This is a genomic window from Streptomyces sp. col6 (genome assembly GCF_008042035.1).
In the GTDB taxonomy this organism is placed as follows: domain Bacteria; phylum Actinomycetota; class Actinomycetes; order Streptomycetales; family Streptomycetaceae; genus Streptomyces.
On the sequence record NZ_RDBL01000008.1, the window covers coordinates 1,820 to 28,471 of the forward strand.

General features: G+C 70.5%; 8 protein-coding genes. All 8 read left to right on the top strand.

The window, feature by feature from the left end; translation table 11 throughout:
- Genes EAO73_RS12370 through EAO73_RS12405 form a run of 8 tightly spaced genes read left to right on the top strand, consistent with a single transcriptional unit; the run spans position 1 to position 26,623 of the window.
- Entirely contained in the window at positions 1–1,566 is a 1,566-nt protein-coding gene (locus EAO73_RS12370; protein ID WP_191134033.1) for a methylaspartate mutase subunit E, read from the top strand.
- The gene (locus EAO73_RS12375) at positions 1,563–2,303 is read left to right on the top strand and encodes a thioesterase II family protein (protein WP_147971582.1); all 741 of its coding nucleotides are present in this window, start codon (positions 1,563–1,565) and stop codon (positions 2,301–2,303) included. The genes EAO73_RS12370 and EAO73_RS12375 overlap by 4 nt, the downstream gene beginning before the upstream one ends.
- Entirely contained in the window at positions 2,300–11,266 is an 8,967-nt protein-coding gene (locus EAO73_RS12380) for a non-ribosomal peptide synthetase (protein ID WP_191134034.1), read from the top strand. Before EAO73_RS12375 ends, EAO73_RS12380 begins: the two co-directional genes overlap by 4 nt.
- Positions 11,259–22,964, top strand: a complete 11,706-nt coding sequence (locus tag EAO73_RS12385) for a non-ribosomal peptide synthetase (protein WP_191134035.1) — start codon at positions 11,259–11,261, stop codon at positions 22,962–22,964. The genes EAO73_RS12380 and EAO73_RS12385 overlap by 8 nt, the downstream gene beginning before the upstream one ends.
- Positions 22,961–24,007: a DUF2817 domain-containing protein gene (locus tag EAO73_RS12390; protein ID WP_147971585.1), complete on the top strand. Its 1,047-nt coding sequence runs from the start codon at positions 22,961–22,963 to the stop codon at positions 24,005–24,007. Before EAO73_RS12385 ends, EAO73_RS12390 begins: the two co-directional genes overlap by 4 nt.
- Positions 24,004–24,798, top strand: a complete 795-nt coding sequence (locus EAO73_RS12395; RefSeq protein ID WP_147971586.1) for a CmcI family methyltransferase — start codon at positions 24,004–24,006, stop codon at positions 24,796–24,798. Before EAO73_RS12390 ends, EAO73_RS12395 begins: the two co-directional genes overlap by 4 nt.
- Positions 24,795–25,619: a JmjC domain-containing protein gene (locus tag EAO73_RS12400; protein ID WP_147971587.1), complete on the top strand. Its 825-nt coding sequence runs from the start codon at positions 24,795–24,797 to the stop codon at positions 25,617–25,619. The genes EAO73_RS12395 and EAO73_RS12400 overlap by 4 nt, the downstream gene beginning before the upstream one ends.
- Complete coding sequence (locus EAO73_RS12405; RefSeq protein ID WP_147971588.1) at positions 25,616–26,623, top strand: sulfotransferase family protein; 1,008 nt, start codon at positions 25,616–25,618, stop codon at positions 26,621–26,623. Before EAO73_RS12400 ends, EAO73_RS12405 begins: the two co-directional genes overlap by 4 nt.
- The last annotated feature ends 29 nt before the right edge of the window (positions 26,624–26,652 follow it).

A 26,652-nucleotide genomic window follows, 5' to 3' on the forward strand; every position in this document is an offset into this window, starting at 1 on the left:
ATGGACGGAGACACCACCGCCCTCGAAGGGCTCGGCTTCACACGCGTCTACGGCGACTTCGTCGAGGTCGACACGGTCGTCGCCGCGCTGCGTGAAGACCTTGTCGGACACCGCCCCCGGCTCACGGGGCGGATGACCCTGCCCGGTCGCCGCGCCGAGCCCAAGATCGAAGGGCGGGACGCCGTTCTCGGTCAATGGCCAACCGGCGAGGCGGCGCGCAGCATCGAGGAGAACGCGGCCGTACTCGCCCAGCGGCCGTCGCTCGCCGAGCTGCACGGCGCTTCGCCGCGTCCGCTGCTGCAGCCCAGGTCGGGCGTGCGCGGGCAGGGAGACCAGCAGCGTCTCTTCGCCGAACTGCACGGTGCCGGAGCCGATGTCCTGTCCTTCCAGGTCGACTCGCTCACCAGGGACGGCAGGTACGCCGAGGCACAGCGGGCCATGTCGGACCGCGGGGATCTCAATGGATTCCCCGTGGTGAACCATGGCGTCGACGCACTGCGACAGATCAGCGCCGCGTGCCCCGTACCCCTCCAGACACGGCACAGCGCACGTGATCCGCGCCTGCTGGCCGAACTGAGCTACGCCGGGGGCGTGACCGCCTTCGAAGGCGGTCCGATCTGCTACAACATCCCCTACTACGCGGAACTCCCCCTGGCCGTCTCCATCGACCGGTGGCGGTATGTCGACCGGCTCACCGGGCGGTACGCCGACCTCGGCGTCGTCCTGGACCGTGAGTTCTTCGGCACGCTCACCGCGACGCTCCTGCCTCCGTGCGTCGCCATCACCACCAATCTGCTGGAAGGCATGCTCGCCGTCGAGGCCGGTGTGCGTTCCGTGTCACTGGCCTACGCCGAGCAGGGCTGCAGGTCCCAGGACGTTGCCGCTGTACGCGTCATGGGCGCGCTGGCGCGGGAATTACTCGCTACGGGCAGAGACGTACACGTCGCCACGGTGTTCCACCAGTACATGGGGGCTTTCCCCAGGCACCCCGACGACGCCGAACAGCTCATCCTGGCGTCCGCCGAGACTGCGGCCCTCGCGGGCGCGGACCGGATCGTCGTCAAGACTGCCTGCGAGGCGCTGCGCATCCCCGGCGTCGAGGACAACATGCGTGCGCTCGCCCTGGCCGGCCGAGGGGTCGACGGTGCCGCGCGTGCCGCTCACCTCTGGGACACCGAGGAAGCGGCGCGCATAGAGGCGTCCGTGCGCTCCCTTCTTCAGGCGGTACTGGCCCTCGCACCGGGGGACACCGGCGCGTGCGTCGAGCAGGCCTTCGCGCTCGGGTACCTGGACATACCGTTCTCGCCGAGCAGGTTCAATGCCGGCCGGATGGTCGCGGCGAGGGACCTCACCGGTGCGGTCCGTATCCTTGAGCCGGGTGACATGCCCCTTCCGCAGGACGTCCTGGCCTTTGAGGCCGATCGGCTGAACGAGCGTCTCGCCGTTGCCGGCGTGAGCCGTTCCGAGGCTTGGCGCCTGGTCGCGGACGATGTCCTGCGCACCAACCGCCGACGTACTTCCTGGCCGCTCGACCGGGCGGCTCGTTCCGAGCGGGCGGTGGGATGAACCCGGATGTCTGGTTGCCTGCCGCACCTTCGACGGGCACACCGGCCCAGCGGCGGCTGTTGATCCTGCCCCACGCGGGAAGCGGCACGGGGGCCTGGTTCCCCTGGCGTTCCCGCCTGCCGGACGATGTGGAGCTGCGTGTCGCCCGTCTGCCCGGACGCGAGTCGCGTCTCGGTGAGAAGCCGCTGACCTCGGCGGCGGAAGCTCTCACCGAGCTGACCCATGCGTATCGGGCACTGCCACCGATGCCGACCGTGGTGTTCGGACACAGCCTCGGCGCGCTCCTGGCGTACGGACTGTGCGTGGGGTGTCCGGGCACCATTCGCGCCCTTGTGGTCTCGGGCGAAGTGGCTCCGGGCAGCTGTGACCGGTCGCACGCGGACCTCCTGGGGCTCTCCGACCGCGAACTGGCGCTGGAGGCGAACCGGCGCTGGGGCGCGGTACCGGCCGAGATTCTGGATGCTCCGGAGTTCCTGTCCCTCTTCCTGCCCGCGCTCCGTGGAGACTTGGCGCTGGTCGACAGCTTTCCGGAGCGGCCCGGTGGACCGATCGGCATACCGCTCTCGGTCTTCGCGGGCGTCGAGGACGATCTCGATGCCGGGGGAGTCCACCGGTGGGAACTCCACACCGAGGCCCGGACGCAGTTGTTCCGGCATCCCGGAGCGCACATGGCGGTGCTGGAGGATCCAGCCGTCACCGAACAGGTAGTCAGCACATGCCTCGGGGGGCTGTCGTGACGTTTTTGGACCAGGCTCTGGCACATCGCCAGGAGCGCCCGCAGGCACCCGCCATCACCTTGGTCACCGCCGATGCCGAGCCGTACACACTGAGCCGGGCCGAACTGTTCCGCCGCGCCGGGAGCGTGGCGGAACAGGTGCGAGCGACAACGGCGCCCGGAGACCGGGTCCTTGTAGCTCTGCCCACCGGAGTCGAACTGGTCGCCGCACTGCTCGGGGTTCTCATGGCCGGCCGGGTCGTGGTGCCCGCTCCGGCCGCTCCCGGCCCGCGCAACGAAGCACGTCTGCGGCAGATCGTGAAGGACGCCGGATGCGCTCTCGCCTTCAGCAGTGTCGCTGTACCCGGAGCAGTGCTTCCTGATGTCGGGAGCGACGCCACGGATCTGCGCGTCGAATCCGGTGATCTCGCCGTACTGCAGTACACGTCGGGTTCCACTTCCGCGCCCAAGGGCGTGCGGGTGCGGACGGCCAACATCGACGCGAACCTCGCTCTGATGGAACGGGCCTTCGAGCAGAGCGAGAGCGACGTCATAGCGGGCTGGCTCCCGCTCTTCCACGACATGGGCCTGGTCGGCAACTTCCTGCATCCGCTGCGCATGGGTCTCCACGTGGTGCTGATGGCACCGGAGCACTTCGTGCGCGACCCCAGCGCCTGGCTGCGTGCGATCAGCGATTTCGGGGTCACCACGAGCGGTGGACCCGACTTCGGGTACTCCTGGTGTGCGGACCGCATCGACCCCGCACGTCTCGGCGACATCGACCTCAGCCGGTGGCGCGTCGCCTTCACGGGGTCCGAGCCGATCGCCGCGCGGACCATGGAGCGGTTCTCCTCGGCGTTCGCGGGCAAGGGCTTCCGGGCCGAGGCGTTCACCCCCTGCTACGGCCTGGCCGAGTCGACGCTTCTCGTCTCCTCCTACGAGGTCGGTGCGAAGCCCCGCGTGACCGCCCACGGCGTGAGCTGTGGCCGCCCGCTGGAGGACGTCGTCATCGTGGACGAGGCCGGTTCCGCGGTCGACGGTGTCGGAGAGATCTGGGTGCGCGGGGCGAGCGTCGCCGACGGCTACCACGGGCTGCCCTCGAGCGAGAACTGCGACCTTCGTACGGCCGATGGCCGCGACGGCTGGCTGCGCACCGGAGACCTCGGCGTCATCAGTGACGGCGAGCTCTACATCCGTGGCCGGTCCAAGGACCTGGTGATTCTGCGCGGGGAGAACCACCACCCCCACGATCTCGAACAGATCGCGAAGCAGGCCGACGGTGTCCTGACGGCGTGTGCCTTCTCGGGGCCCGGCGAGCCGGAGCGCCTGATCCTCGCGCTCGAGGCCCGCGGTCCCGCCGCGGACATCGTCACGCAGGTCCGCCGCGCCTTCCGTGAGGAACTGGCGTTCGAGCCGGACGAGGTGCTGATTCTCCGCGGTCGCTCGCTGCCCCGCACGACGAGTGGAAAGCTGCAGCGCAGCGCCTGCCGTGCGGCGTGGGAGGCCGGGGAACTCCCGTTGGCCCACACCTGGGTGGCTGGCACGGAGGGGCGTGCCCCGACGGGCCCGGAGGAAGAGCTGCTCGCCGACCTCTGGCACGAGCTGCTGGGCGTGCGTGTCGTCTCCGCCGAGGCGAGCTTCTTCGCGACGGGCGGCGCCAGCGTCCTGGCCGTCGAACTGTCCGCACGCGTCGCGCAGCGGCTCGGGGTCCATGTATCGCCCGTCGAGTTGCTTGCCGCGGGGACGCTGGAGGCGCAGGCCGAGGCCATCGTGCGCGCGCCGCGTCCGGCAGAGCCGGTGACCGAGCCCGATCAGGCACCGCTCTCCCTGCAACAGGAGGGGCTGTGGCTGCTGTCCCAGCTGTCTCCCTCGGGGCTGCCACCGGTCTCGGTGACCGTCGGACTGCCACCGGGAGCCGACGCCGAAGCGGCCGTGGCCGAACTGGTGCGCCGTCACCCCGTGTTGGCGACCATCGGTCCCGATGCCGAAGGGCTCCAGCGGCGGATGCCGTGGACGTCCGTGGAAGGACGGCCCGACTTCACCGCAGGCCGGCCGTTCACCGTGCGCCGTTCCGGGGACGCACTGGAACTCGCCTGGGACCACCAGGTGATCGACGGCTGGTCCGTGCGGGTTCTCATGGAAGAGCTCGAGGCACTGCTGGCGGGCCGGACCCTTCCGCCGGCTCCGCCCTCGGCCCTGGCCTGGGCGGTGGAACAGCGCAAGGCACTGGCGGCCGGTGACGACCGCGAGGACGCCGCGTTCTGGCGGGCGCGGTCGGTGGACGGAAGCGTCGAGATGCCGTGGTCGCGGCCCGGCGCCGACGCAGCGGGACTCACGTCGCGACGGGTCGCCGACGCAGACGCGCTGAAGCGACGGGCACGCGAGCTCGACACCACGGTGGCGGCCCTCCTCCTGACGGCGGTCTCCGTGGTGCTGTGCCGGCTCAGTGGCCGCAGCGACGTCGCGATAGGCGTGCCCTTCGCCAACCGCACTCCTCCGTGGACACGCACGGTCGGCTGCCTGGTCTCCGTGCAACGCACCGTCACCCATGTCTCGGAGGGGTCGACCGGTATCGAACTGGTGCACCGGATCGGCCGGGAGCTGCAGGACGTCCAGGGGCACACCTCGCTGCCCCTCGACGCGTTGCAGTCCCGCCTCGGACTGGCACGGGAGTCCACCCAGGTGGACGTCGTCTTCGACCACCTCGTGGTGCCGCCGCAGGTGGGCACGCTCAGCATCCTCGGCACCTCTCTCGACCAGTGCCCGCCGGAGGCGAAGGCGCCTCTCACCATCACGGCCGTCGAGGACGAGGGTCTGCGCCTGGTGCTGCTGCGCCAACGTTCCTACATGGACGACGAGGCCGCGGAGGAGTTCGCCGATCAGCTGGAACTCGCCCTCGGCGAGCTGATCCGCACGCCCGGTGCCCGATGTATGGACTGGTCGCTCCGCACCGCCCGTGCCGACAGCGCCCTGCCGGTACTGGCCGACCCGCTGCCGGTCGCGGAGACGCTCTTGATACCCGATGCCGTCATGGCGGTGGCCCCGGAGCGGGAGGCCGTGCGACGCGGTGACACCGTCTGGACGTACGGACAGCTGCAAGCACGAGCGCTCCAGGTCACGGGCACCCTTCAGGACCGTGGTGTGCGTCCCGGCGATGTCGTCGGCATCCTGGGCAGTGCCGCCTTCGACACGGTCGCGGCCGCGCTGGGCACCATGCTCGCGGGCGGCGTCGTACTCCACCTCGACCGTCGCCTTCCTCCGGGCCGGCTCGCGACCATGGCGCGTGAGGCGTCTGCCCGGCTGATCCTTCGCGCGGACGGAGACGGGGAGCGTGACGCCGAACTCGGAGCCCCGTCCGAGATCGGCGAGGCTTTCGGCGAGGCGGTCTCCGTCGACCCGGCCGCCCCCGCCTATGTGGTTTTCAGTACCGGTTCGACCAGTACGCCCAAGGCGATCCTCGGCACCCACCGCGGCCTGGCGCACTTCCTGGGCTGGCAGCGCCGGACGTTCGACGTGGCAGGCGAGGACCGGTTCGTCCTGCTGACCAACCTCGCCTTCGACATGTCGCTGCGCGATGTGTGGCTGCCACTGACCTCCGGTGGCACGCTGCACCTTCTCGACGACCCCGCCGAGGTGCGTGGTGACCACGTCGTGCCGCTTCTGAGAGCGCGCAAGGTGACCCGGCTCCACCTCGTCCCCACCCTCGCGAAGAGCTGGCTCGCCACCACGGAACCGACACCCCTGCCCGGACTCCGCAGCGTCTTCTTCGCGGGTGAGCCACTGAGCGACACTCTGGTCGAGCGGTTCCGCAGGCACTTCCCCGGCGAGTACGACGTACTGAACTTCTACGGCCCCTCGGAAACCACTCAGACCAAGATCTTCTACCGGGTTCCCGGCCGGCCGGAGCCCGGGGTGCAGCCCATTGGCCGCCCCCTCCCGGAGACCGCCATCACCCTCGTCAACGCGGCCGGTGTGCCCTGCGGCGTCGGCGAACCGGGGGAGATCCTGATCAGGACCCCCTTCGGCACCAAGGGCTACATCAACAACCGGGAAGCCCAGACGGAACGATTCATCCCTGACCCGTTCGGAAGCGGCCAGGACACCTATCGTTCCGGTGACCTCGGACGGCTGCGTCTCGACGGTGCCATCGAGATCCTCGGCCGGGGGGACCGTCAGGTGAAGGTCCGCGGGGTAGCGGTGGACCCCGCCGAGGTCGCGGATGTCCTTTCCGGTCTCCCTGGCGTGCGCCAGGCAGCCGTGCGGGCCGAGCCGTTGCCCGACGGCGACCACCGCCTGGTGGCCTGGTTCGTCGCGAGCAGGCCCTGGAGCGCGTTGCGCGACGAGATGGCCGACAGCCTTCCCGCGGCGTTGGTACCGGAGCGCGCCATGGCGTGCGAGGCGCTTCCCGTGCATGCGAACGGAAAGGTCGACCTGCGGGCCCTTCCCGAACTGGTCGATGAGGGGCCCGCCGAAGCCGAGCTGCCTGTCGACGCCCTGGAAGCAGCTGTACTGGAGGCATGGCGCGCCACGCTCGGAAACCCCGAGCTGGACATGAACGCGGACTTCTTCGCCCACGGCGGCCACTCGTTGAAGGCGCTCGAACTCGCGGCCGCGATCAAGCGCGCTCTCGGCCGGGACATCCCCCTCGCGCAGATCCTCCAGGCACGGACGCCGCGCGAACTGGCGCGTCGGGGGCTCTCCTCGTCCGAACAGTCCGGCAGCACCCTGCCCGAGGTCGTGCACGACCCCGAACGGGCGCATGACCCGTTTCCCATGACGCCGGTTCAGGAGGCCTACTGGGTCGGCCGGCGGGACTTCCTCGAAATGGGCGGTGCGGCCGCGCAGACGTACCGGGAGCTCAGCTGTCCCTCGGACCTGGATCTGCCGCGCCTGGAACAGGCCTTCCAGCTGCTGATCCGGAAGCACCCCTCGCTCCGTACGGTGGCCACGGAGGACGGACGCCAGCGGGTGCTGCGCGAGGTCCCGCCGTTCAGGATCGCCGTCCAGGATCTGCGGGGCTCGCACGACCCCGAGGCGGCTCTGGGCGAGTGGCGGCAGGAGATGGGACACCGCGTCCGCCCGCTCGAGGAATGGCCCCTCGTCGAGGTCCGGGCGAGCATCCTCCCAGCTGAGGTCCGGCTGCACTTCGGCCTGGACGCCTGGGTGTGTGACGCCTGGTCACGCGTATTGCTGCTGGACGAACTCAGGGACTTCTACAACGACCCGACGCGAGACGCTCCCGAGCTCCGGCTCACCTTCCGCGACTACGTGCTCAGCGCGAACGGAGAACCCGCGGAGGAGGACCTGGAGTGGTGGAGGGCGGAACTCGACGAGTTCCCGGTCGCTCCCCGGCTGCCTCTCGCTCGGCGCACCGGATCGGAGTTCACCCGCAGGGACGGTCAACTCCCGGAGGAGGCATGGGCGCAGTTCCAGCAGCAGGCGAGCCGGTACGGCGTCACGCCATCGGCGGCCCTGCTCGCGGCCTTCGGCTGGGTACTGGCGCGCTGGAGCGCCGAGGACAGGCTCGCGCTCAACGTCACCATCTTCCGGCGACTGCCGGTGCACCCCGACGTGAACGAGTTGCTGGGCGACTTCACGTCCGTGCTCCCGCACGCCATGCATGCTCAGTGGGACACCTTCCACCGGCACGCGCGCGATGTGCAGGCCCGCCTCTGGCAGGAGCTGACGCACGGGTCCGTGTCGGGAGTGCACCTGGCGCGTGAACTGGCACGTCGTACGGGCCGGCTCGACGCCGTAGGAATGCCCGTTGTCTTCACCAGCGCTCTCACCACGCCGGAACTCGGCCGGGAGTTCGACTGGGCGTGGCTGGGCGAGATCGTTCACGGGATCTCGCAGACTCCGCAGGTGTGGATCGACCTGCAGGTGTACGAGCACCGCGGCCGACTGCACTTCAACTGGGACTGTGTCGAGGAGATGTTCGAGCCCGGCGTGCTCGATGCGCTCTTCACGGCCTGGACCGGCCTCCTCGGCTCGCTCGTGGAGCGGTCCTGGGACGGCCCGGCGCCCGAGTTGCTCCCGCAGGACCAGAGGGAGCTGCAGGCGTCCACCAACAGCACGGAAGCCCCCCTCGTCCGGGAAACCCTCGTCGACGGGGTGCTGGCCTCCGCGGCGCGCACCCCCGACGCGCTCGCCGTCATCGACGACGCCCGCAGTCTCTCGTACGCCCAGCTCGTCGCCGAGGCCGAGTCGGTGGCCGGCGGCCTCATGGAGCGCGGCATTCCGCAGGGCGCACTGGTCGCCGTCGTGGTACCTCACGGCTGGCAACAGTCCGTCGCCGTGCTGGGTGTCCTGCTGGCGGGCGCCGGATACGTACCCGTCGATCCCGCCCAGCCGGTGGAGCGCATCCGGCAGATCCTCGCCGAGGCGGACCCGGCCTGCGTGCTGACGACCTCCGGCACAGGGGTCGACGGCGTCGACATGGAGGACTGCCGGGCCAACCGGCAGGTGAGGCCGCCGAGGCCGGAGGATCTGGCGTACGTCATCTACACGTCCGGTTCCACCGGGCGGCCCAAGGGCGTGGTGATCCGGCACGAGGCCGCGGTGAACACGCTGGTCGACATCGGCCGGCGCATGTCCCTGGGACCGGCGGACCGCGTGCTGGCGCTCTCGGCCCTCGCCTTCGACCTGTCCGTGTGGGACCTGTTCGGAAGCTGGCGGCAGGGCGCCGCGGTCGTCTATCCGGCCGACCGCAGCGACCCGGCGTCCTGGGCACGTGCCGCCGACGCACACGGAGTACGGGTCTGGAACTCCGTCCCCGCTCTCGCGCAGATGCTCACCGACGCGCTGGAGGCCGACCCGAACCTCCCGGTGCCCGCTCTGCGCACCTTCATGCTCTCCGGCGACTGGATACCGCTGAGGCTGCCGTCCCGGCTCCGGTCCATCGCCCCGCAGGCGGCCGTCTGGTCACTCGGAGGGGCGACCGAGGCATCCATCTGGTCCGTCGCCTACCGGATCGACGCGGTGGATGAGGACTGGGCGAGCATCCCGTACGGCCGTCCGCTCTCCAACCAGACCGTGCACGTACTCGACGACCGGATGCAGGAGTGCCCGGTGCACGTCGCGGGCCGTCTCTTCATCGGGGGACGGGGCCTCGCGGACGGCTACTGGCGAGACCCGGAACGTACACAGGAGCGGTTCCTGGACCACGGGGGCCGTCGGCTCTACGACACCGGCGACCTCGGCCGCTGGCTGCCCGACGGCACCATCGAGATCCTGGGACGTGTCGACAACCAGGTGAAGATCCGCGGATACCGGGTCGAGCTCGGGGAGATCGAGCACGCGCTGGAAGCGCTGGCCGAGGTCGACCGCGCGGCCGTGCTGGTCACGGGCGATCCGCGCGGGGACCGGAGGCTCGTGGGATTCGTCGTCCCGCGCGCCGGTGCCGAGACCTCGGCGGCGGAGCTGCGCGGCAGTCTCTCGCACCGACTGCCCGACCACATGGTTCCGCACGTGGTGGTCTTCCTCGACGCACTGCCCCTGAGCGCCAATGGCAAGGTGGACCGCGCCGCCCTGGTGACGCGTGTGCCTGCGGCGCCGGCCTCCGTGCCCGAGGCCGTGCCCACGGACGCGGACGTCCTCGCCCAGGCATGGACGGAGGTGCTGGGGGCCCCGCCCGCCGGCCCGGACGCCAACTTCTTCGGGGCCGGGGGAGACTCCGTGAGCTGGCTGCGCGTGTGCGCACGCGTCTCACGTACCGGGTGGCGACTCCCTGCCGCCGCGATCGCGTCCGACGCGACCTTCGCCGCGCTGTCCACGCACCTCAGCGCGCCGACGGAGCCCGCGCCCGCACCCGTGGGCCCCACCCCGCCGGCTCCCATGCGGAACTGGCTCGAGGCGAAGGGGCTGCCGCTCCACTTCAATCAGGCCGTCGTACTGCGCCTGCTCCGTCCGCTCGGGCGGGAAGCGCTCGACAAGGCGCTCGCCGCCGTGGTGGCCGTGCATCCGGTGCTCGCGTCCACGCTGAACGGCGGAGCCGGTGGACACACGGTCGAAGAGGGCCAGGACGCGGGCCACGCCTGCCGGGGCTTCACGGCCGACGGCCCGCTCCTGCGGGCGACCCTGCTGCCCGGTCAACTCGTGCTGTGCGCCCATCACACCGTGGTCGACGCGCAATCCTGGCGGGTGATCGTCGGAGACCTGGAGGAGGCCCTCGACGCACTCGAATCGGGCACGGAACCGGTACTCCTGTCCGAACCCACCGACTACGCGGCATGGTGTCACGCGGTTGCCGGACTGCCGGCACCCGAGATCCCGGACTGGGCGGCCCCGGAAGCCGCCGGAGCGGAAGGCGACGGACGCGTGACCGCCCAGGTCCTGTCCCTCGGCGCGTCCGAGGTGAAGGCCGCACTGGAGCACCTGCGCTGCACCGAGGAGGAGCTCTTCGTCGCGGCCGCCGCCTGGGCCAACGGCACGGTGACCGGGCGTTGGGAGACCGAGCTGGAACGCCACGGGCGCATGCTCGGTGACCTCGACCTCAGCCGTACCACGGGCTGGCTGACCGCGCTGATCCCCCTGGGCCTGCTGCAGGACTCACCCACGGGCGTCCTGGTCCAGGTGAAAAGGCAGTTGCGCGGGCTTCCGGACGGAGGGACCGCTCTGGCGGCGGCGTACGCCCGGACAGGCCGTTCGGCCTCGCTCGTGGTCAACCCCCTGGGAATACTCGACGACGAGCCCTCGTCCCGGTTCGAACTGGTCAGGGAAGACACTCTCCCGCTGCGCGACCCACGGCTTCCCCGGCCCAACGAGCGGCGGCTGACCTTGTACACCGCCTCGGGAAAGCTCTGCGTCGAACTGAACCACCGCGATGGGTCGGACGGCTGGCTCTCCGCTCTCGAGGATGCGTTGCACCAGCTTGTCCGGGCACCGCACTCCGCCGCGGCGAGCGCGGTCGACTTTCCCGAGAGCGGGCTTCCCGATGACGAGCTCCGCGCACTCCTTGCTGGTCTGGAGGCCACGAATGACTAAGATCGAAGATATCCACGGCCTCACGCCTCTGCAGCAGGCCATGCTGGTGCGCGCGGTGCTGGAGCCCGATTCCTCCGCCTACGTCGAGCAGTTGCGCATCGAACTGGGTCCCGACCCCGCCCCGGACGCGCTGCGAGAGGCATGGGAGGGGCTGTTCCGTCGCCATCCGGCGCTGCGGAGCACCTTCCACCACGCAGGGCTGTCCGAGCCGCAACAGGTCGTGCACCGTGAACTCCCGCTGCCCTGGCGGGTCGAGGACCGGCGGGCGCACCCCGACACGGACATCGAGGAACTCGCCCGCGCCGAACGTGAGCGGGGCTTCGACCTCGTACGTCCGCCGCTGTTCCGGCTCGTGCTCGTCCTCCTGGCCGACCGGGCGGTGCTCATCTGGACGTTCCATCACCTGCTGCTCGACGGATGGAGCCTGGGCCGGGTCCTTCTCGAGGTCGACGGGGGCTACCGCGCCGCCCTGACGGGTGACGCCCGCGATCCCCGCCCCGCGCCGCCTTTTCGGGACTTCATCAAGTGGCTCCGTGCCACCGACCAGGACGCGGCCCTGGAGCACTGGGGCAACCGGTTGTCCGGCGCCACGATCACCCGCTTCGGCGGGGAGACCGGCGGGCCGGGTGGCGAACGCACGGTCAGGCTGGGGACGCCCGGATCGGAGCGCATACGTGCCGCGTGCCGCGCCCATGCGGTCACTCTCGGCACCCTCACGACGGTCGCCTGGGCCGCATGTCTGGCGGAGCCCGACGGTACGCAGGACGTCACGTTCACCTCGCTGCTCTCCGGCCGTCCGGCCGACCTGCCGGGCGTGAACGACATGATCGGCATGTTCGTCAACACCGCCGCGACCCGGGTGCGCTTCGAGCCCGGCGAGACCGTGAGGGCGCTGCTGGAACGCGTCCAGGACGAACTTGTCACCGACCGGCTGCACAGCTGGACCGCGCTCGACGGAGTGGCCCGTACGGCCGGCCTGACGTCACCCGATTCCGTCCTCGTCGTCGAGAACTACCCGCTGGACAGGGCTGTGCTCAGCGGCTCGCCCCTGGACGTGCGTGCTGTGTCGGTGCACGAGCAGGCCGATGTGCCGTTGGTGGTCGCGGTCGTCCCCGGCGACGACGTCGAACTGCGGTTGGCGACGCCCCCCGGCGGATTCACCGCGGCCGCTCTGGACCGGCTCGGTGGCCGTCTCGCGCACTGGCTGCTGGCCTTGGCAGACTGCATGGAAGAGGACATGGCGGGCCTCCTCGGCAGGCAGGAGGCGGCGGAACAGCAGTCCCTGCGCACGCGTTTCGGCGCGAGCGCGGAGACGCCCGGCACACTGGTCGAGGCGATCCTCGCGGCCGGCCCGGCCGTTGCCGACGGCGACGAGCACTGGCCCGCGCAGCGCGTGCTCGCCGAGTCCGAACGCTTCGCGCGCATGGCCGTTGCTGCGCCTCCCGGCCCGATCGCCATCGTGGCCGGCACCCGTGCCCGGACCATCGCGCAGATGCTCGGCTGCATTCGTGCGGGGCGCCCCTACGTGCCTCTCGACGAGGCGGACCCACGGCACCCGGAGCGCCTGGAGCATGCCGGCGCGCACACCCTGCGGGCTTCCGCAGCGCAGGGCGACGAGGAACTCCGGGTACCGGACGGCGACACCGCCGCCTACCTGCTCCACACCTCGGGTACGACCGGCAGGCCGAAGGCAGTCGTCCAGACACATGCCGGCGTCCTCGCCCACGCCCGCCGTTTCGCCTCGTCCATCGGGCTGAACTCCTCGGACCGCATCTGCATGACTGCGTCCTTCGCCTTCGACGCGGCGGTCATGGACATCTACGCGGCGTCCGTCGTCGGCGCGACGCTGATCATCGGCGATCCCAAGCACCGGGGGCTCCGGGAACTGCGTGAGGTCGTGCTGCCCCGGGCCACCGTCCTGCACACCACTCCCAGCCTGTTCCGGCTTCTGGCGGCCGAGCCGCTGCCGGCCCCGCTTCGTGCCGTGGTGCTGGGCGGAGAAGCGGTACTCCCCTCGGACCTGGCGCTCTTCGACCGGGCGGCGCCCGAGGGCTGTCTGCTCGTCAACGGCTTCGGGCCCAGCGAGTCCACGACCGGGCTCCAGTGGTTCAGCGAGAAGGGCACAAAGAAGGCGCACGTCCCCGTCGGTCTGCCGGTGGCGGACACGGAGGCCTGGCTCTGCGACGCCGAGGGGGAACGTGCCGACGGGCCGTGGGCCCGGGGCGAGATCGTTCTGGCGAGCGATGCCGTGGCGCTCGGTTACCACAACGACCCCGAAGGCGGGGGCCGCTTCGCTCGCGAGGGCGGCCGCCGCACCTACCGCACCGGTGACCGAGGCCGTCGACGGCCCTCCGGGTGCATCGAGATCATCGGGCGGGTCGACGACCAGGTGCAGATCGGGGGCGTCCGGGTCGAACCGGGGGAGGCCCGTGCGGTGCTTGCCGCACTGCCCGGCGTGGCCGAGTCCGAGGTCATCGCGGTACGGACGGCGGAGGGTGTCCGCCTGCACGCCTTTGCCGGACCTGCCACGCTGGACGGCGAGAAGCTGCTGAGTGAGCTGCGCACGCGCCTGCCTCACGCCTTCGTTCCCTCGCGTGTGCATGTGCTGAGCGAGCTGCCGCTCCTCGGTAACGGCAAGGTCGACCGCGGCGCCCTGCGAGCGGTCGCAGACCCCCAGGATCAGCGCGCGGCCGCTCCCGCACCGGTCACCGCGGCGGCTCCCGCACCGGTCACCGCGGCGGCGGACAGCGTGCTCGACACGGTCGTCGCGACCTTCGCGGAGGTCGTCGGAAGGGACGTTGCGCACGACCAGAGCCTGTTCGACCTCGGAGCGAACTCGCTCGACGCGCTCAGGGTCGCCGGCCGGCTGGAGAGCCGCCTTTCCCGGCGGGTACCCCTCCAGGCGCTGTTCGACCACCCCACCCCCGCATCCCTGGTCGAGGCGCTGGCCGGGGCACCCGAGAGCCGGGCCACGGAGCCCATCCCGCGCGCCGAGCGCCGCTGGCAGGCCCATGAGGGGTCCATCGCCGCCCGCCCGTCCGGCAGCACACCTCGGATCAGCCTGTTCTTCTTCTCCGGTCAGGCCGACGATCCGGCGGAGAGCTACCGTCTGCTCACCGAGGCGGCGATCCGCGCCGACGCGCTCGGTCTGGAAGCGGTGTGGACACCGGAGCGCCACTTCGACGCATTCGGCGGCACCTTCCCGAACCCGTCCGTGATCGCCGCGCACATCGCCGCCCGGACGAAGCGGCTGAGGCTGCGGGCCGGCAGCGTCGTCCTGCCTCTGCACGACCCGATCCGAGTCGCCGAGGAATGGGCTGTCGTGGACCAGCTCTCGGGCGGCCGGGTGGACCTCGCCATCGCGTCCGGCTGGCATCGGCGCGATTTCGTCCTGGCCAAGGGCGCCTACGCCGATCGCAAGACGGGGCTGATCGGCCAGATCGAGGTGCTGCGCAGGCTGTGGGAGGGCGAAGAGGTCCAGCTGCTCGATGCCGAGGGAGAACAGGTGGGTGTCCGGACCTGGCCGAGGCCGGTCCAGGAGCACCTTCCTCTGTGGCTGACCTCGCAGTCGCCCGAATCCTTCGAGCTCGCCGCACGGCATGGCCTCAACGTCCTGACCAACCTCAACTACAAGTCCATCGACGAGCTCGCGGAGCGGGCCGCCCTGTACCGCCGTGCGCGCGGCGATCAGCCCGGTGGGCGGATCACGGTGATGACGCACACGCTCGTCGGAACGGACGACGCCCGCGCGCGTGCCGCGGCCGTGGACGCCTACGCCGACTACGCGATGAACAACCTCGTGCTGCAGAAGGCACACGCACGTGGTGAGGACACGGCCTTGCGGCCCTCCGACGCGGACGCCCGTGCCCTCGCCGTCAGGTCGGCCGAGCGCATGGTGCGGCACGGCGGACTCGTCGGGGACCTCGACCGTTGCCGCGAACGGCTCACGGAGCTGCGCGCCGCCGGAGCGGACGAGGTGGCCTGTCTGATCGACTTCGGAGTCCCCGGGGACCAGATGCTCGAAGGAGTGGAGCTGCTGGGCGAGCTCGTCGAGCACTCCTCGGCGCCACCGGTCACGCGCAAGTACGCCGTGCTGCCGGCCGCACCTCTCCAGGCGCAGCTCTGGATCCTCGACAGCTTGTCGGACGCACCCGGCACATGGATGATCCCCACGCTCGTCAGGCTCGAAGGTGCCCTCGACCCGGAGGAACTGGCAGCTCGGCTCCACACGCTGAGCGAGCGCCACGAGGCCCTGCGCACCTCCCTGGAGGAACGGGACGGGCGGGTCGTACAGGTGGTGTGGGACAAGCGCACCATCCGGCTGGAGACGCGGTCGGTCCCGAGCGAGGCAGAAGCCCTGCGACACGCCCGGGAGGTCCTCGATGAAGGGCTCGACCTGCGCAAGGCACCTCTGGTGCGGGCGGTGTTGTACGCGGTGGACGAGACGCACCATGTGCTGCTTCTGGCCTGCCACCACGCCATCGCCGACGGAAGCTCCACCGTGGCCCTCGCCCGCGAACTGCTCGACGGCGCGCCGGGCGAGCGTTCGGTTCAGCTCGCTGACTGGGCCGCCTGGATGGAGGAGCGCATAAGCAAGGGCGAGCTGGAGCCGCAGGAACGCTGGTGGGACGACACGCTGCGGGACCTGCCACCGCGGCTGCGACTCGGCAGCGGTGTGCCGAACGGCCGCCGGTCGGTCCGGCGGATCACGCTGGCGCCGGACGTGGAGAACGCGTTGCGGTCGGTCGGCCGGACATCGGGCGCGACCCGGTTCGAGATCACTCTCGCGGCGTTCACCCAGGCCCTCGGGCGGTTCACCGGCCAGGACGACCTGATCGTCGGGCTCCATCACGCGAACCGCGACCGCCAGGAGCTGGAGGGGACCGTCGGGCCCCTGGTGAACCTGTTGCCGTTCCGTGCGCGCCTGACCGCGCAGGACACACTCGGTGCCCTCCGTGACCAGGTACGCGCGGCACTGGAGCGCCACGAGGTGCCGTACGCGCGTCTCGTGGCCCGGCACGCCACGGACCACCGCGCGGGCGTCGACCCGCTCGTCGACGCGGCCCTGCTGTACCAGAACCTGCCCGACGTGAGTTCCGACGGCCCCCTGCGGTGGAGCCGGCTGGAGCTGGAGGGCGGCCAGGCGCGGTTCCCGGTCACCTTGGTCGCGACGGAGTCCCGCGAGGGCCTCACGCTGCAGTTCGACTTCGACGAGGGGCTGTTCACCGGTGACGAGGCCGAGCGGCTGAGCGCCATGATGCGTGACAGCCTCCACGGCCTGCTCGGAATCGCCGCACCCGCTCAGGCCCGCGTGGAACCGGGAACCGCCCTCTTCGCGGCGGGACCCCATCTGCTCGCCGAGTTCGTCGACCACGCCCGTCGGCACCCGGACGAGACCGCGGTCGTGGGCCCCGAGGGAAGCCTCAGCCGCGCCGAACTCCTCGCGGCGGCCAGGCGACTGGCCGCAGCCATCCGCGCGCGAGTCCCGGCCGGTTCGCGGATCGGCGTCCAGGTCTCCCCGGGCTGCGACATGCTCGTCGCGGTGTACGGGGTGCTGCTCGCGGACTGCACTCTCGTGCCCCTCGACCCCCGCACCCCCGCTGCCCGGCGCCGTCTGGAGCTGCAACTGGCGGATGTGGTGCTCGCGGTCTGCGACTCCGACCTCGAAGTACCGCGGCTGGACCCTGCCCAGGACGGCCCGGAGTGGGAAGAGGAGCCTTCGGGCTCGGAACTCGCCTACCTCGTCTTCACCTCGGGTTCCACCGGCGTCCCCAAGACGGTGGCGGTCGGCCACGACAGTGTGCGTGCGCTCATCGGCTGGGCCCGGACCGCGTTCTCCCCCGAAGAGCTGGCCGGAACCCTGCTGACCGCTCCCATCCGGTTCGACATGTCGGTGTTCGGGCTCTACGTGCCGCTGGCCGGCCCGGGTTCCATCGTCGTGATCCGCGACATCGCGGCACTCGTGGAAGGGCCTCCTCCCGCGCCCGTGAGCCTCGTGTACACCGTTCCGTCCGCCCTGCGCGAGGTACTTGCCGCCGGAGCGCTGCCGGAGACAGTGCACACGGTGAACCTCGGTGGCGAGGCGCTCCCGCGCGACCTGGTGGCCGGGCTGCTCGTCGACGTGGACCGCGTGTGCAACCTCTACGGCCCCACCGAGTCCACGTCCAACGCCTTCTTCGAGGACTACACCGAGCCGGTCGAGCCCACGATCGGGCGTCCGATCACCGGAACCGGCGCGTGGATCCGCCGGGTCTCCGACGGGACCTGCGCCGAGCCGGGGGAGGCCGGAGAGCTCGTGCTCACCGGTGCCGGTCTGGCCCGTGGGTACCTGGGGCATCCGGACCACCCGGCGTTCACCCCGGAGGGGTACCGCACCGGCGACCGGGCACGGCTCATGCCCGACGGACGGTTCGTCTATCTCGGGCGCCTCGACGACCAGGTCAAGGTGCGCGGGCACCGCGTGCAACTCTTGGAGATCGACGCCCAGCTTTCCGGGCTGAGCGGAGTCGAGGTGGGTGCCTGCCGTCTCGACGGCGACCTCATCGAGGCGTGGCTCGTGCCCGTCGGCACCTGCGACGCACCCGCCCAGGCCGCGCCGGACCAGGCCGAGCGCTGGGCGGCGGAGCTGGCGGAGTCGCTGCCGGTCTACTTCCTGCCGTCCAGGTGGATCGTCGCGCCGGGCCTTCCGCTCAGCACGAACGGGAAGCTCGACCGCAAGGCCCTCGGCACCATCGAGTGGACGGCCGGCGAGGCGGCGACGTTCGCCCACCCGGAGCAGGCGGCCCTGGCCGCTGTCTGGGAAGACGTGCTGGGCGTGCCGGTACCGAGCGCCGACGCCGACTTCTTCGCGCTGGGTGGCCACTCGTTGCTGGCGATCACGCTGTGCCGCAGGATCGAGGACCGGCTCAAGGTCCGTGTACCGCTCCGCACCCTCTTCGACCACCCCACGGTCGCCGCCCTGGACGCGGCGCTGCGTACCGCGGAGCCGGTGGCGGAGAACGCCCCGGTATTCGTGGAGGACCCGTCCGCCGCCGAGGAGCCGTTCCCCCTCACCGAACTCCAGCAGGCCTATTGGGTCGGTGGCCGCGACGACATGGCTCTGGGCAGCGTCGGTACACAGGGGTACATCGAGATCGACACGAAGGTTCCCTCCGGACGTCTGGTCGAGGCCTTCCGCTTCCTGGTCCGACGCCACGACATGCTGCGCGCGGTGTTCGACGCCGACGGCCACCAGCGTGTCCTCGGTGACCCCGGCGAGTTCCCGGTCGAGGTGGAGGACCTTCGGGGCGCCCCCGAGTCCGAACTCCTCGCACGGCGGGAGGAGAGGTCCCACCACCGGCTGGATCCGGCGGTCTGGCCGCTGGTGCGGGTGTGGCTTTCCGAGCTCGGCGACCGCGTACGCGTCCACATCAGCGTGCCGGCGCTCATCGCGGACGCGCACAGCATCTACCTTCTCGCCCGGGAGCTGGTGAGCCTGCTCGAAGGGCGGGAGCTGCCGCCCACCGGTCCCGCTTTCAGGGATCTCGCCGTGGCCCTGGCCCAGCGTGACCGCGCGCGTGACGAGGAGGAGTTCGCCGCCCTGGCTCCGACGTTCCCGGCCGGCCCTCAGCTGCCGCTGGCCGTCGATCCCGACGAGCTCGAGTCCGTGCGGTTCCGCAGGCGTGAGGTGCGGCTCGACTCCGCGACCTGGCGTTCGGTGCGGGAGGCCGGCGCGGCCCAGGGGCTGACACCGGCCGGCACCCTGCTCGCGGCCTATGCGTGGGTCCTCGGCATCTGGGCCGAAGAACCCGACTTCGCTCTGGGAGTCACTTTCTTCGACAGGCCGCCGCTCCACCCCGACGTGGACCGAGTGGTGGGGGACTTCACCAGTGCCCGTCTCGTCCGGGTCGAGCCGGCCGACGACCTGGGCCAATTCGCCTCCACTGTGCAGGGGCACCTCTGGCAAGCGCTCGACAGCAGCGCGTTCGACGCGGTCCGCTGTGTACGCACGTTGCGGCGGCTCGGCCGGGCGCACACCTTCCCTGTCGTGTTCACCAGCACCATCGGACTCGACACACCCGGCCGCGGCAGCCTCGGAGAGGTCGCGTACGCCCTGACACAGACCTCGCAGGCCTGGCTCGTACACCAGGTCCGGGAGGAGGACGAGGGGCTGGTCTCCACATGGGACTTCGTGGAGGGGTTGTTCCGCCCCGGAGTCGTCGAGGCCATGATGGAACGCTTCGAGGCGACGCTGCGGCTGCTCGCACGGGGTGACTGGTCGGCCGCGTATCCCGGGCTCCCCCGCGACCAGCAGCGGGAGCGACGTGCCTACGGTGCCACCGGATGGGCGGCACCGGGCCCGGAGCTGCTGCACCGGACACTGCTGAACGACGACATGCCCGAAGCGACGGCGCTGGTCACCCCCGAGGGCGAGAGCGTCACGCGAGGCGAGCTGGCCGCGGCGGCGGTCGCGGTCGCGGGGCGGCTGCTGGAGAGCGGGCTCCAGGTCGGCGATGTCGTGGCCGTCGAGTCACGACACGGCTGGCGCCAGGCAGCCGCCGCCCTCGGAGCGATGGCCGCGGGCGGGACCTTCGTGCCGATCGATCCTGCCTGGCCGCAGCGCAGGATCGAAGCCGTCCTGGAGACAGCGGGCGCCCGCCGGGCCGTCGAGCCGGCCGAGTGGGCGAAGGACCTGCCGCGGATTCCCCTCGACGATGAGGACCGCCACGCCCCGAGGGTCGATCTCCCGGATCTCGTCGGTCCGGAGGATCTGGCCTATGTGCTCTTCACATCCGGCTCGACGGGAACGCCCAAGGGGGTCGAGATCCCCCACGGTGCGGTCATGAACACGCTCAGCGATATGACCGACCGCTTCGCCCTCGACGGCGAACGGGTGCTCGGTGTCTCCGGGCTCCATTTCGACCTCTCCGTCTTCGACCTGTTCGGAAGCTGGCTCAACGGTGGGGCCGTGGTTCATCCGGAGGTGATCCGGGATCCCGCGGCCTGGGCCGACGCCATGGCCCGTGAGGGCGTGAGCGTGTGGAACAGCGTGCCCGCCCTCGCCGAAATGCTGGTCGAGCACCTTGAGGCGAGCAGCCGGCAACTGCCGGACCTGCGTCTCGCGCTGCTGTCCGGCGACTGGATCCCCGTCACGCTGGCCGACCGGCTCAGGGCGGTCGCACCGCACTGCCGGGTCATCAGCCTGGGGGGTGCTACGGAGGGATCGATCTGGTCGATCGCGCACGAGATCGAGAAGCACGATCCGGCATGGCCGAGCGTGCCGTACGGGCGTCCGCTGCGGAACCAGGGCATGCACGTCCTCGACGCCGGCCGCAACCCACGGCCGGACTGGGTCATCGGGGAGATCCACATCTCGGGCCGCGGCGTGGCCCGTGGCTACCGGGGCGATGCCACCCGCACGTCCCGGGCGTTCTGGACCGATCCCCGGACAGGGGAGCCGTTCTACGCGACAGGTGACATCGGGCGGTTCCGGCCCGGTGGGCTGATCGAATTCCTGGGGCGCCGGGACGGACAGGTGAAGATCCGGGGGCACCGGATCGAACTGGGCGAGATCGAGGCCGCCGTTCTGGAGCACCCGGAAGTGCGTCAGGTGGCCGTCACCGCGCCCAGGGGCCGCTCGGGGCAGCGTCGGCTCGTGGCCCATGTCGTAGGTCCGAGCGACGAGGCATCCCTCCGGGACCACCTGGCAGAGCGCCTGCCCGAGGCACATGTGCCCCGGCAGATCGTGATCGTCGACGCGCTCGCCCTGACCGCGAACGGCAAGATCGACCGCAGCGCCCTCGAAGTACCCGGCACTGTTGCGTCGGAGCCTGTTTCCGACAAGCTCCTGGCTCTGTTCCGCGACACTCTGGGACAGCCGGACGCCGGTGTGGACGACGACTTCTTCGCGCTCGGCGGAGACAGCGTGCTCGCCATCCGGCTGCTGGCGTTCATCGAGAAGGGCTGGGGCAAGCGTCTGGCCGTGCGCGACATGTTCGCCGGCCCCACTGTCCGGGGCCTGTCGGCCCTGCTGGACGCCGATGACGGAAAGGCGGACCCGGAGTCCCGCGAGCGGGCGAGGAACCGCCGAGGGCACCGGGAACTCGACGGACCGGAGCGGGCACTCCCGGCCGCGCGGCCGGAAGCGCGGCGCCATGGAGGCAGCCATCACGCCTTCACGCCCGACCCGCTTTCCGCCGACTCGGTCGAGGGACTTCTGGCCCTTCTCGCGGAACAGGACGGACGACGCCTCTACGGTGCCGTCGGCGAGGCATGCGGTGTGCAGGCCTACCTCCAGGTGGCAGAGGGAAGGGTCGACGGCCTGGCGGGCAGCTGGTACGTCGACGCCCGAGCGGGCCGGCTCGTCCGGGTGTCCGCGTCGCCCTGGGCCCCCGACGGGGCGCACGAGGGTGCGGACCCTTCGCGGCACGCGGCCTTCGCTGTCGTCCTCGTTGCCGATCTCGACACCCTGGAACCGCTCCACGGAAAGGAGTGCATGCGTCTGGCGGCTCTGGAAGCCGGATACATGGGCCAGTTGCTCACGGGCGAGGCTCATGCTCTCGACCTGACGCTCCGCCCGCTGGACACGGTCGACGAGGCCCGGCTCGATGAGGCGCTGGACCTCGGCCCCCGCCGCAAGGTCGTGCACGCCTTGATCGGAGGGCGCCCGCTGGCCTCCCGGATCCGGTCCGACGCGGTCTGGTCGGGTTCCGTCGGTGAGCCGCGTTCCGGTCCCGTACTGCTCACCGGCGCGGCCGGAGTGCTCGGCTCGGCGGTACTCGCGGGGCTTCTCGAACAGGGGCACGAGGTGTACTGCCTCCTGCGAGGAGACGCCGAGCGGCGGCTTGCCGATGTGCTACGGGCGGAGGGCGTGGAGCACCATGCCGAGCGGGCCTTCGCGTGGGCCGGCGATCTCAACACCGTCGACATGGCGAACGCACCCGCGCGCTTCGGTACGGTCGTCCATGCGGCGGCCGACGTCTCCTTCGCCAAGGACTACTCGGCACTTGCTGCGACGAACGTCGAGGGCACACGCCGCATTCTCGACCTGTGCGCCGAAGGCGCGGTTCTGCACTACGTCTCCAGCCTGTCGGTCTTCAACGGCCACGGAACGGAGGCGGTGACCGAGGACACCGCGCCGCCGCCGAATCCTCCGCGCCGGGGAGGCTACGCACAGAGCAAGTGGGCCTCGGAGAACCTCGTGCGGTCCTTCGTGGCGCAGGGAGGCCAGGCACATGTGCACCGTGTCGCACTCGTCGTCGACCGGCACACGGAGTCGGACGACTACGTGAGCGCGCTGGTGCGAGGGTGCGTGATGAGCGGGGGCTTCCCCGATGTGGACATCGACCTCCCGCTGATCCGGCGCCGGGTGGCTGCGGCGGCCATGGTGGCCTCCATGAACCTGTCGCCGCGGACCTGGCACCTCCAGGAGCCGGTGGCGCCCACTCTCCAGCAGATCGCCGAAGCGGCCGGGGGCCTGGACATCCTGCCTCCCGACCGTTGGCTGAGTCTGGTGGAAGCCGCCGTCAGCCGTGATCCGTCGAACCATCCCCTGGCTCCCTTCCTCGGCTTCCTCCGGACATCCCGTGCCGAAGGCACGCTCGGTGACGCCGGACCGCGAGGCGCGCAGCTGGACGGCCGGGACACCTGGCGCGTCCTCGCCGAGGTGGGCGTCACGCCGGGCACCGACCCCCAGTCGATACTTCAGGAACTCATATGAACTGGTACTACACATGGGCTGAGGCGAGTGAAGCCTTTCGAGAGCTGGCCCAGCGGCACGGCGAGGTGGAACGGATCCCGCACGGGGGCGAGAGCCCGGACGGGGACCGGCTCACCCTCGACGTAGCACTTCTGGGTCCTTCCGACGCCGAACGCTGTGTGATCGTTTCGAGCGGGCTCCATGGTGTGGAGGGTGTTGCCGGATCCGCCATCCAGCGGGCCTGGCTCGCAGGGGCACATGAGAGCTCCACACGGATCGTCATGATCCACCTGCTCAATCCCTTCGGGTTCGCATGGCAGCGCCGGGTCGACGGCGACAACATCGACCTCAACCGCAACTTCCTCCTCGTCGACGAGAAGTTCGCCGGCTCTCCTCCGGGCTGGCCGGACGTCGTACCGTGGCTGGTGCCTCGACGTCCGGCCGGCCGCTGGGACCCGCTGCTGCCGAAGGCGCTCACCGCGGCGGCGCGCATGGGGCGCAAGGCGGTCTTCCAGGCGATCAGCGGCGGTCAGTACGAGACGCCGGAGGGACTCTTCTACGGGGGCTCGGGTCCCGCCACGCTTCAGGAGGTGCTGCGGGAGGGGCTGCCCCGTTGGACGAGTGGCGCCCGGCACGTGCTGCACCTCGACATTCACACGGGCCTGGGGCGAAGCGGTGGCCTGCAACTCCTTCTGCCGCGGCGTGAGGGGACGCAGGAGGCGGACGAACTGGTGCGGCGATTCGGCCCCGACGCCAGGCCTGCCCTGGAGAAGCCCCGGCACTACAGGGTGCAGGGCGGCCTGGGCAGCTGGTGCGAGGAACTGCTGCCGGAGAAGAGCTACACGCTCTGCGGAGCAGAGTTCGGCACGGTGTCAGCCCTGGAAGTCATTGCCGCCCTTCACCAGGAGAACCGGGCCTGGTTCCACGGACACCGGGAGGATTCCTCCTCCGTCTGGGCTCGCACACGTCTTGCCCATGCCTTCGCCCCGACATCACCGGTCTGGCGGGAACGGGTGCTGAAGAGGGGCCTTCACCTGATCGACCAAGCAACGGAGACACGATGACGATCGATGAACTGATTGACGCGACACGCGACCGGGTGGAGAAGGAGCAGCACGGGGTCCCGACCTACTACGACCGGCGGGTGCTGCGACAGGGAGAAGAACACGACCCCAACTGGCGCGCTCGCATCGGCCGCCATGCCACCGCGCTGAAGGCAGGACGATTCGTTCCTTGGGACGAGCGGGAGTCCGTGGACCTCGAAGGTCTTGATCCGCACCGCAGGAGCGAGATCCCGGACGAGGTGCTGATCATGAGCCAGGGCACGGCCCGGCCCATGCAGTGGCGCGGACGAGACCTGTTCAAGAGCACGTTCGACTTCGCCATTGTGACCATGCTCCTGGCCGAGCTCCGCCCGGAGGTCATTCTGGAAGTGGGTTCCGGCAACGGTGCCAGCGCGCTCTGGATGGCGGACCTGGCGGAGCTCCACGGGTTCGACTGCCGGACGGTGTCACTCGATCTGCAGACCGTTCCCGTCACGCGTTCCTCGGTCGAATTCATCACCGGGGATGCCCGGCGGATCGGCGAGTTCCTGCCCGAGGACACGCTGGCGCGCGGCCCTCGCCTTGTTGTCGAGGACGCCCATGTAGGCGTGCGGGGTGTGCTCGAGTACGTGCACGAACAGCTGCGGGAAGGGGACTACATCATCGTGGAGGACAGCGTGGGGAAGGGCGCCCAACTGCGGGAATTCAACGCCGCCCATCCCGGCCAGTATGCCGTGGACACCCATTACACCGACTACTTCGGCCGCAACGCGACGAGTTGTGTCGACTCGATCCTCCGGAGGATGGCGTGAGCAGCCTGCTGGACACTGTGTTCCCGAAGGGCTCCGCGGCCCCGGGGGACGAGCCCCGACGGTTGACCGTTCCCGGTCTGGAGCAGCTGCTCACCTGGGGCGACCTGGAACATATCCTTGCCACCTCGTGCTTCGACGGGCCGGGCAGCGCCACCATCCAGAAGTTCCTGTCCCTGCCCGACCCCGGCATGAGCCGGGTCTGTGTCCTGACGAATGGCGAGGCGATCTGGCGGGCTCCCCGCACGACATCCACCGAGGAGCTGCGACGGCGTCTCGGCGGGTCGACCCTGCGCGTGGAAGCCCTGGAAGAGGTGCATCCGCCCCTGGCCGGAATCGCCGCCACGCTGTCACGGCCCGGGGCCCCCGTCTACATCAACGCGTATGCGGCCTGGGGCAACCAGAAGGGCCTCGCCCTCCATTACGACTACACGGACAACCTGGTCCTCCAGCTGTCCGGGCGCAAGCACTGGAAGATCTACCGCCCTACACGTGAGGCGGTGCCCGGACCGGCATCGTCCGCCTATAAGGAGGGAATCCAGGCTGCCGCGCGAGGAGAGGCCGGTGGCGACGCCGAGGAACTGCGCCGGGTGCGCTCCGGGCTCTTCTGGGAGGGAGAGCTCTCCGCGGGAGACGCCCTTTACGTACCGCCCGGCTGGTTCCACGAAGTGACGCCGGTGGGGGTACCGACTCTCCATCTGGCCTGTGCCTTCTCGGCCACGGAGGGGGAGTCCGCGGTCGTCCCGCCCGCCATCCGCCTTCCTGACGAACTGCAGACGGCAGGGGCGAACGAACCGGAACACGCAAGGGGAGAACAGCGATGAGTGAAGACGCGCAGCACAAGAAGATCTTCGTGGGCGGGCTCGGCCGGTCAGGGACCACGATCATGGCTCAGTTGCTGGGGCAGCACAATGACATCTTCGGCCTGGGCTGGGAGACCCGCTTCATTGTGGACATCGACGGTCTCGGCGAGCTCGTCGACGGGCTGTCGGTGAACTGGGCGGGCCCGGTCACCGGAGGCGAGAAGGTCAGGCGTTTCCGGCGCATGATGACGAGGGACCTCGTCGAACGCGATGTGGCTCCTTACGAGGGCTACAGCATGTACGACTATTTCGATCCCGAGCACTACGACACCACCGTGCGCACCTTCCTGGACGGCCTGGTGGACGCCGAGTGGCCGGCCTTCTCGATCCAGAGCCGCCGCAGCCTCAGTATCGTCACCCAGCAGGACGGCGAGGACGTCACCATCGAGGTGCGTACGGGTGAGCGGAGCCGGATCCTCCCTCAGTATCTGGAGAGGGAGAAGGCGGCACAGTACGCGGGAGAATTCGTCGATCGCCTCTTCGGCGGTGCCGGGCGCGCCCAGGGCAAGCAGCATTGGTGTGAGAAGACGCCGCACAACATATTGTCGCCGTATCCGAAGCTCCTCTTCCCGGACTCCTACATCGTGCACATGATCCGGGATCCCCGGGACGTCGTGGCATCCATCGGGTCGGGCAAACACAACTGGGGCGGCCCGGACGCCCGAATGGCCACCAAGTGGGCCGAGGGGTTCTACAAGAAGTGGCTGGACATCGCCGATCAGTACCGGGGCGACGAGCGCTACATCGAGATCTTCTTCGAAGACTTCATCGACGACCCCGCGAAGACCCTGACCTACCTGTGCGGCAGGCTGGGGGTGGAGCCGGAGGCGGCCATGTGGGATGCGGACCTCTCCAAGCACAACATCGGTCGCCACCGAACAGAATTGAGCGATGAGGACGTCCGACGCATCGAACGGGATGTGGTGCCGCTCGCGAGCCGGGCGGGATTCCATCGCTACGAGTGACACCCGACCCGCTCAACGGTCATGGCGAG

What these genes read in the sequence shown, in the direction of transcription:
- EAO73_RS12370 (WP_191134033.1), top strand. Translation starts at nt 1, where the DNA reads ATGGACGGAGACACCACCGCCCTCGAAGGGCTCGGCTTCACACGCGTC.
- EAO73_RS12395 (WP_147971586.1), top strand. Translation starts at nt 24,004, where the DNA reads ATGACGATCGATGAACTGATTGACGCGACACGCGACCGGGTGGAGAAG.
- EAO73_RS12385 (WP_191134035.1), top strand. Translation starts at nt 11,259, where the DNA reads ATGACTAAGATCGAAGATATCCACGGCCTCACGCCTCTGCAGCAGGCC.
- EAO73_RS12405 (WP_147971588.1), top strand. Translation starts at nt 25,616, where the DNA reads ATGAGTGAAGACGCGCAGCACAAGAAGATCTTCGTGGGCGGGCTCGGC.
- EAO73_RS12390 (WP_147971585.1), top strand. Translation starts at nt 22,961, where the DNA reads ATGAACTGGTACTACACATGGGCTGAGGCGAGTGAAGCCTTTCGAGAG.
- EAO73_RS12375 (WP_147971582.1), top strand. Translation starts at nt 1,563, where the DNA reads ATGAACCCGGATGTCTGGTTGCCTGCCGCACCTTCGACGGGCACACCG.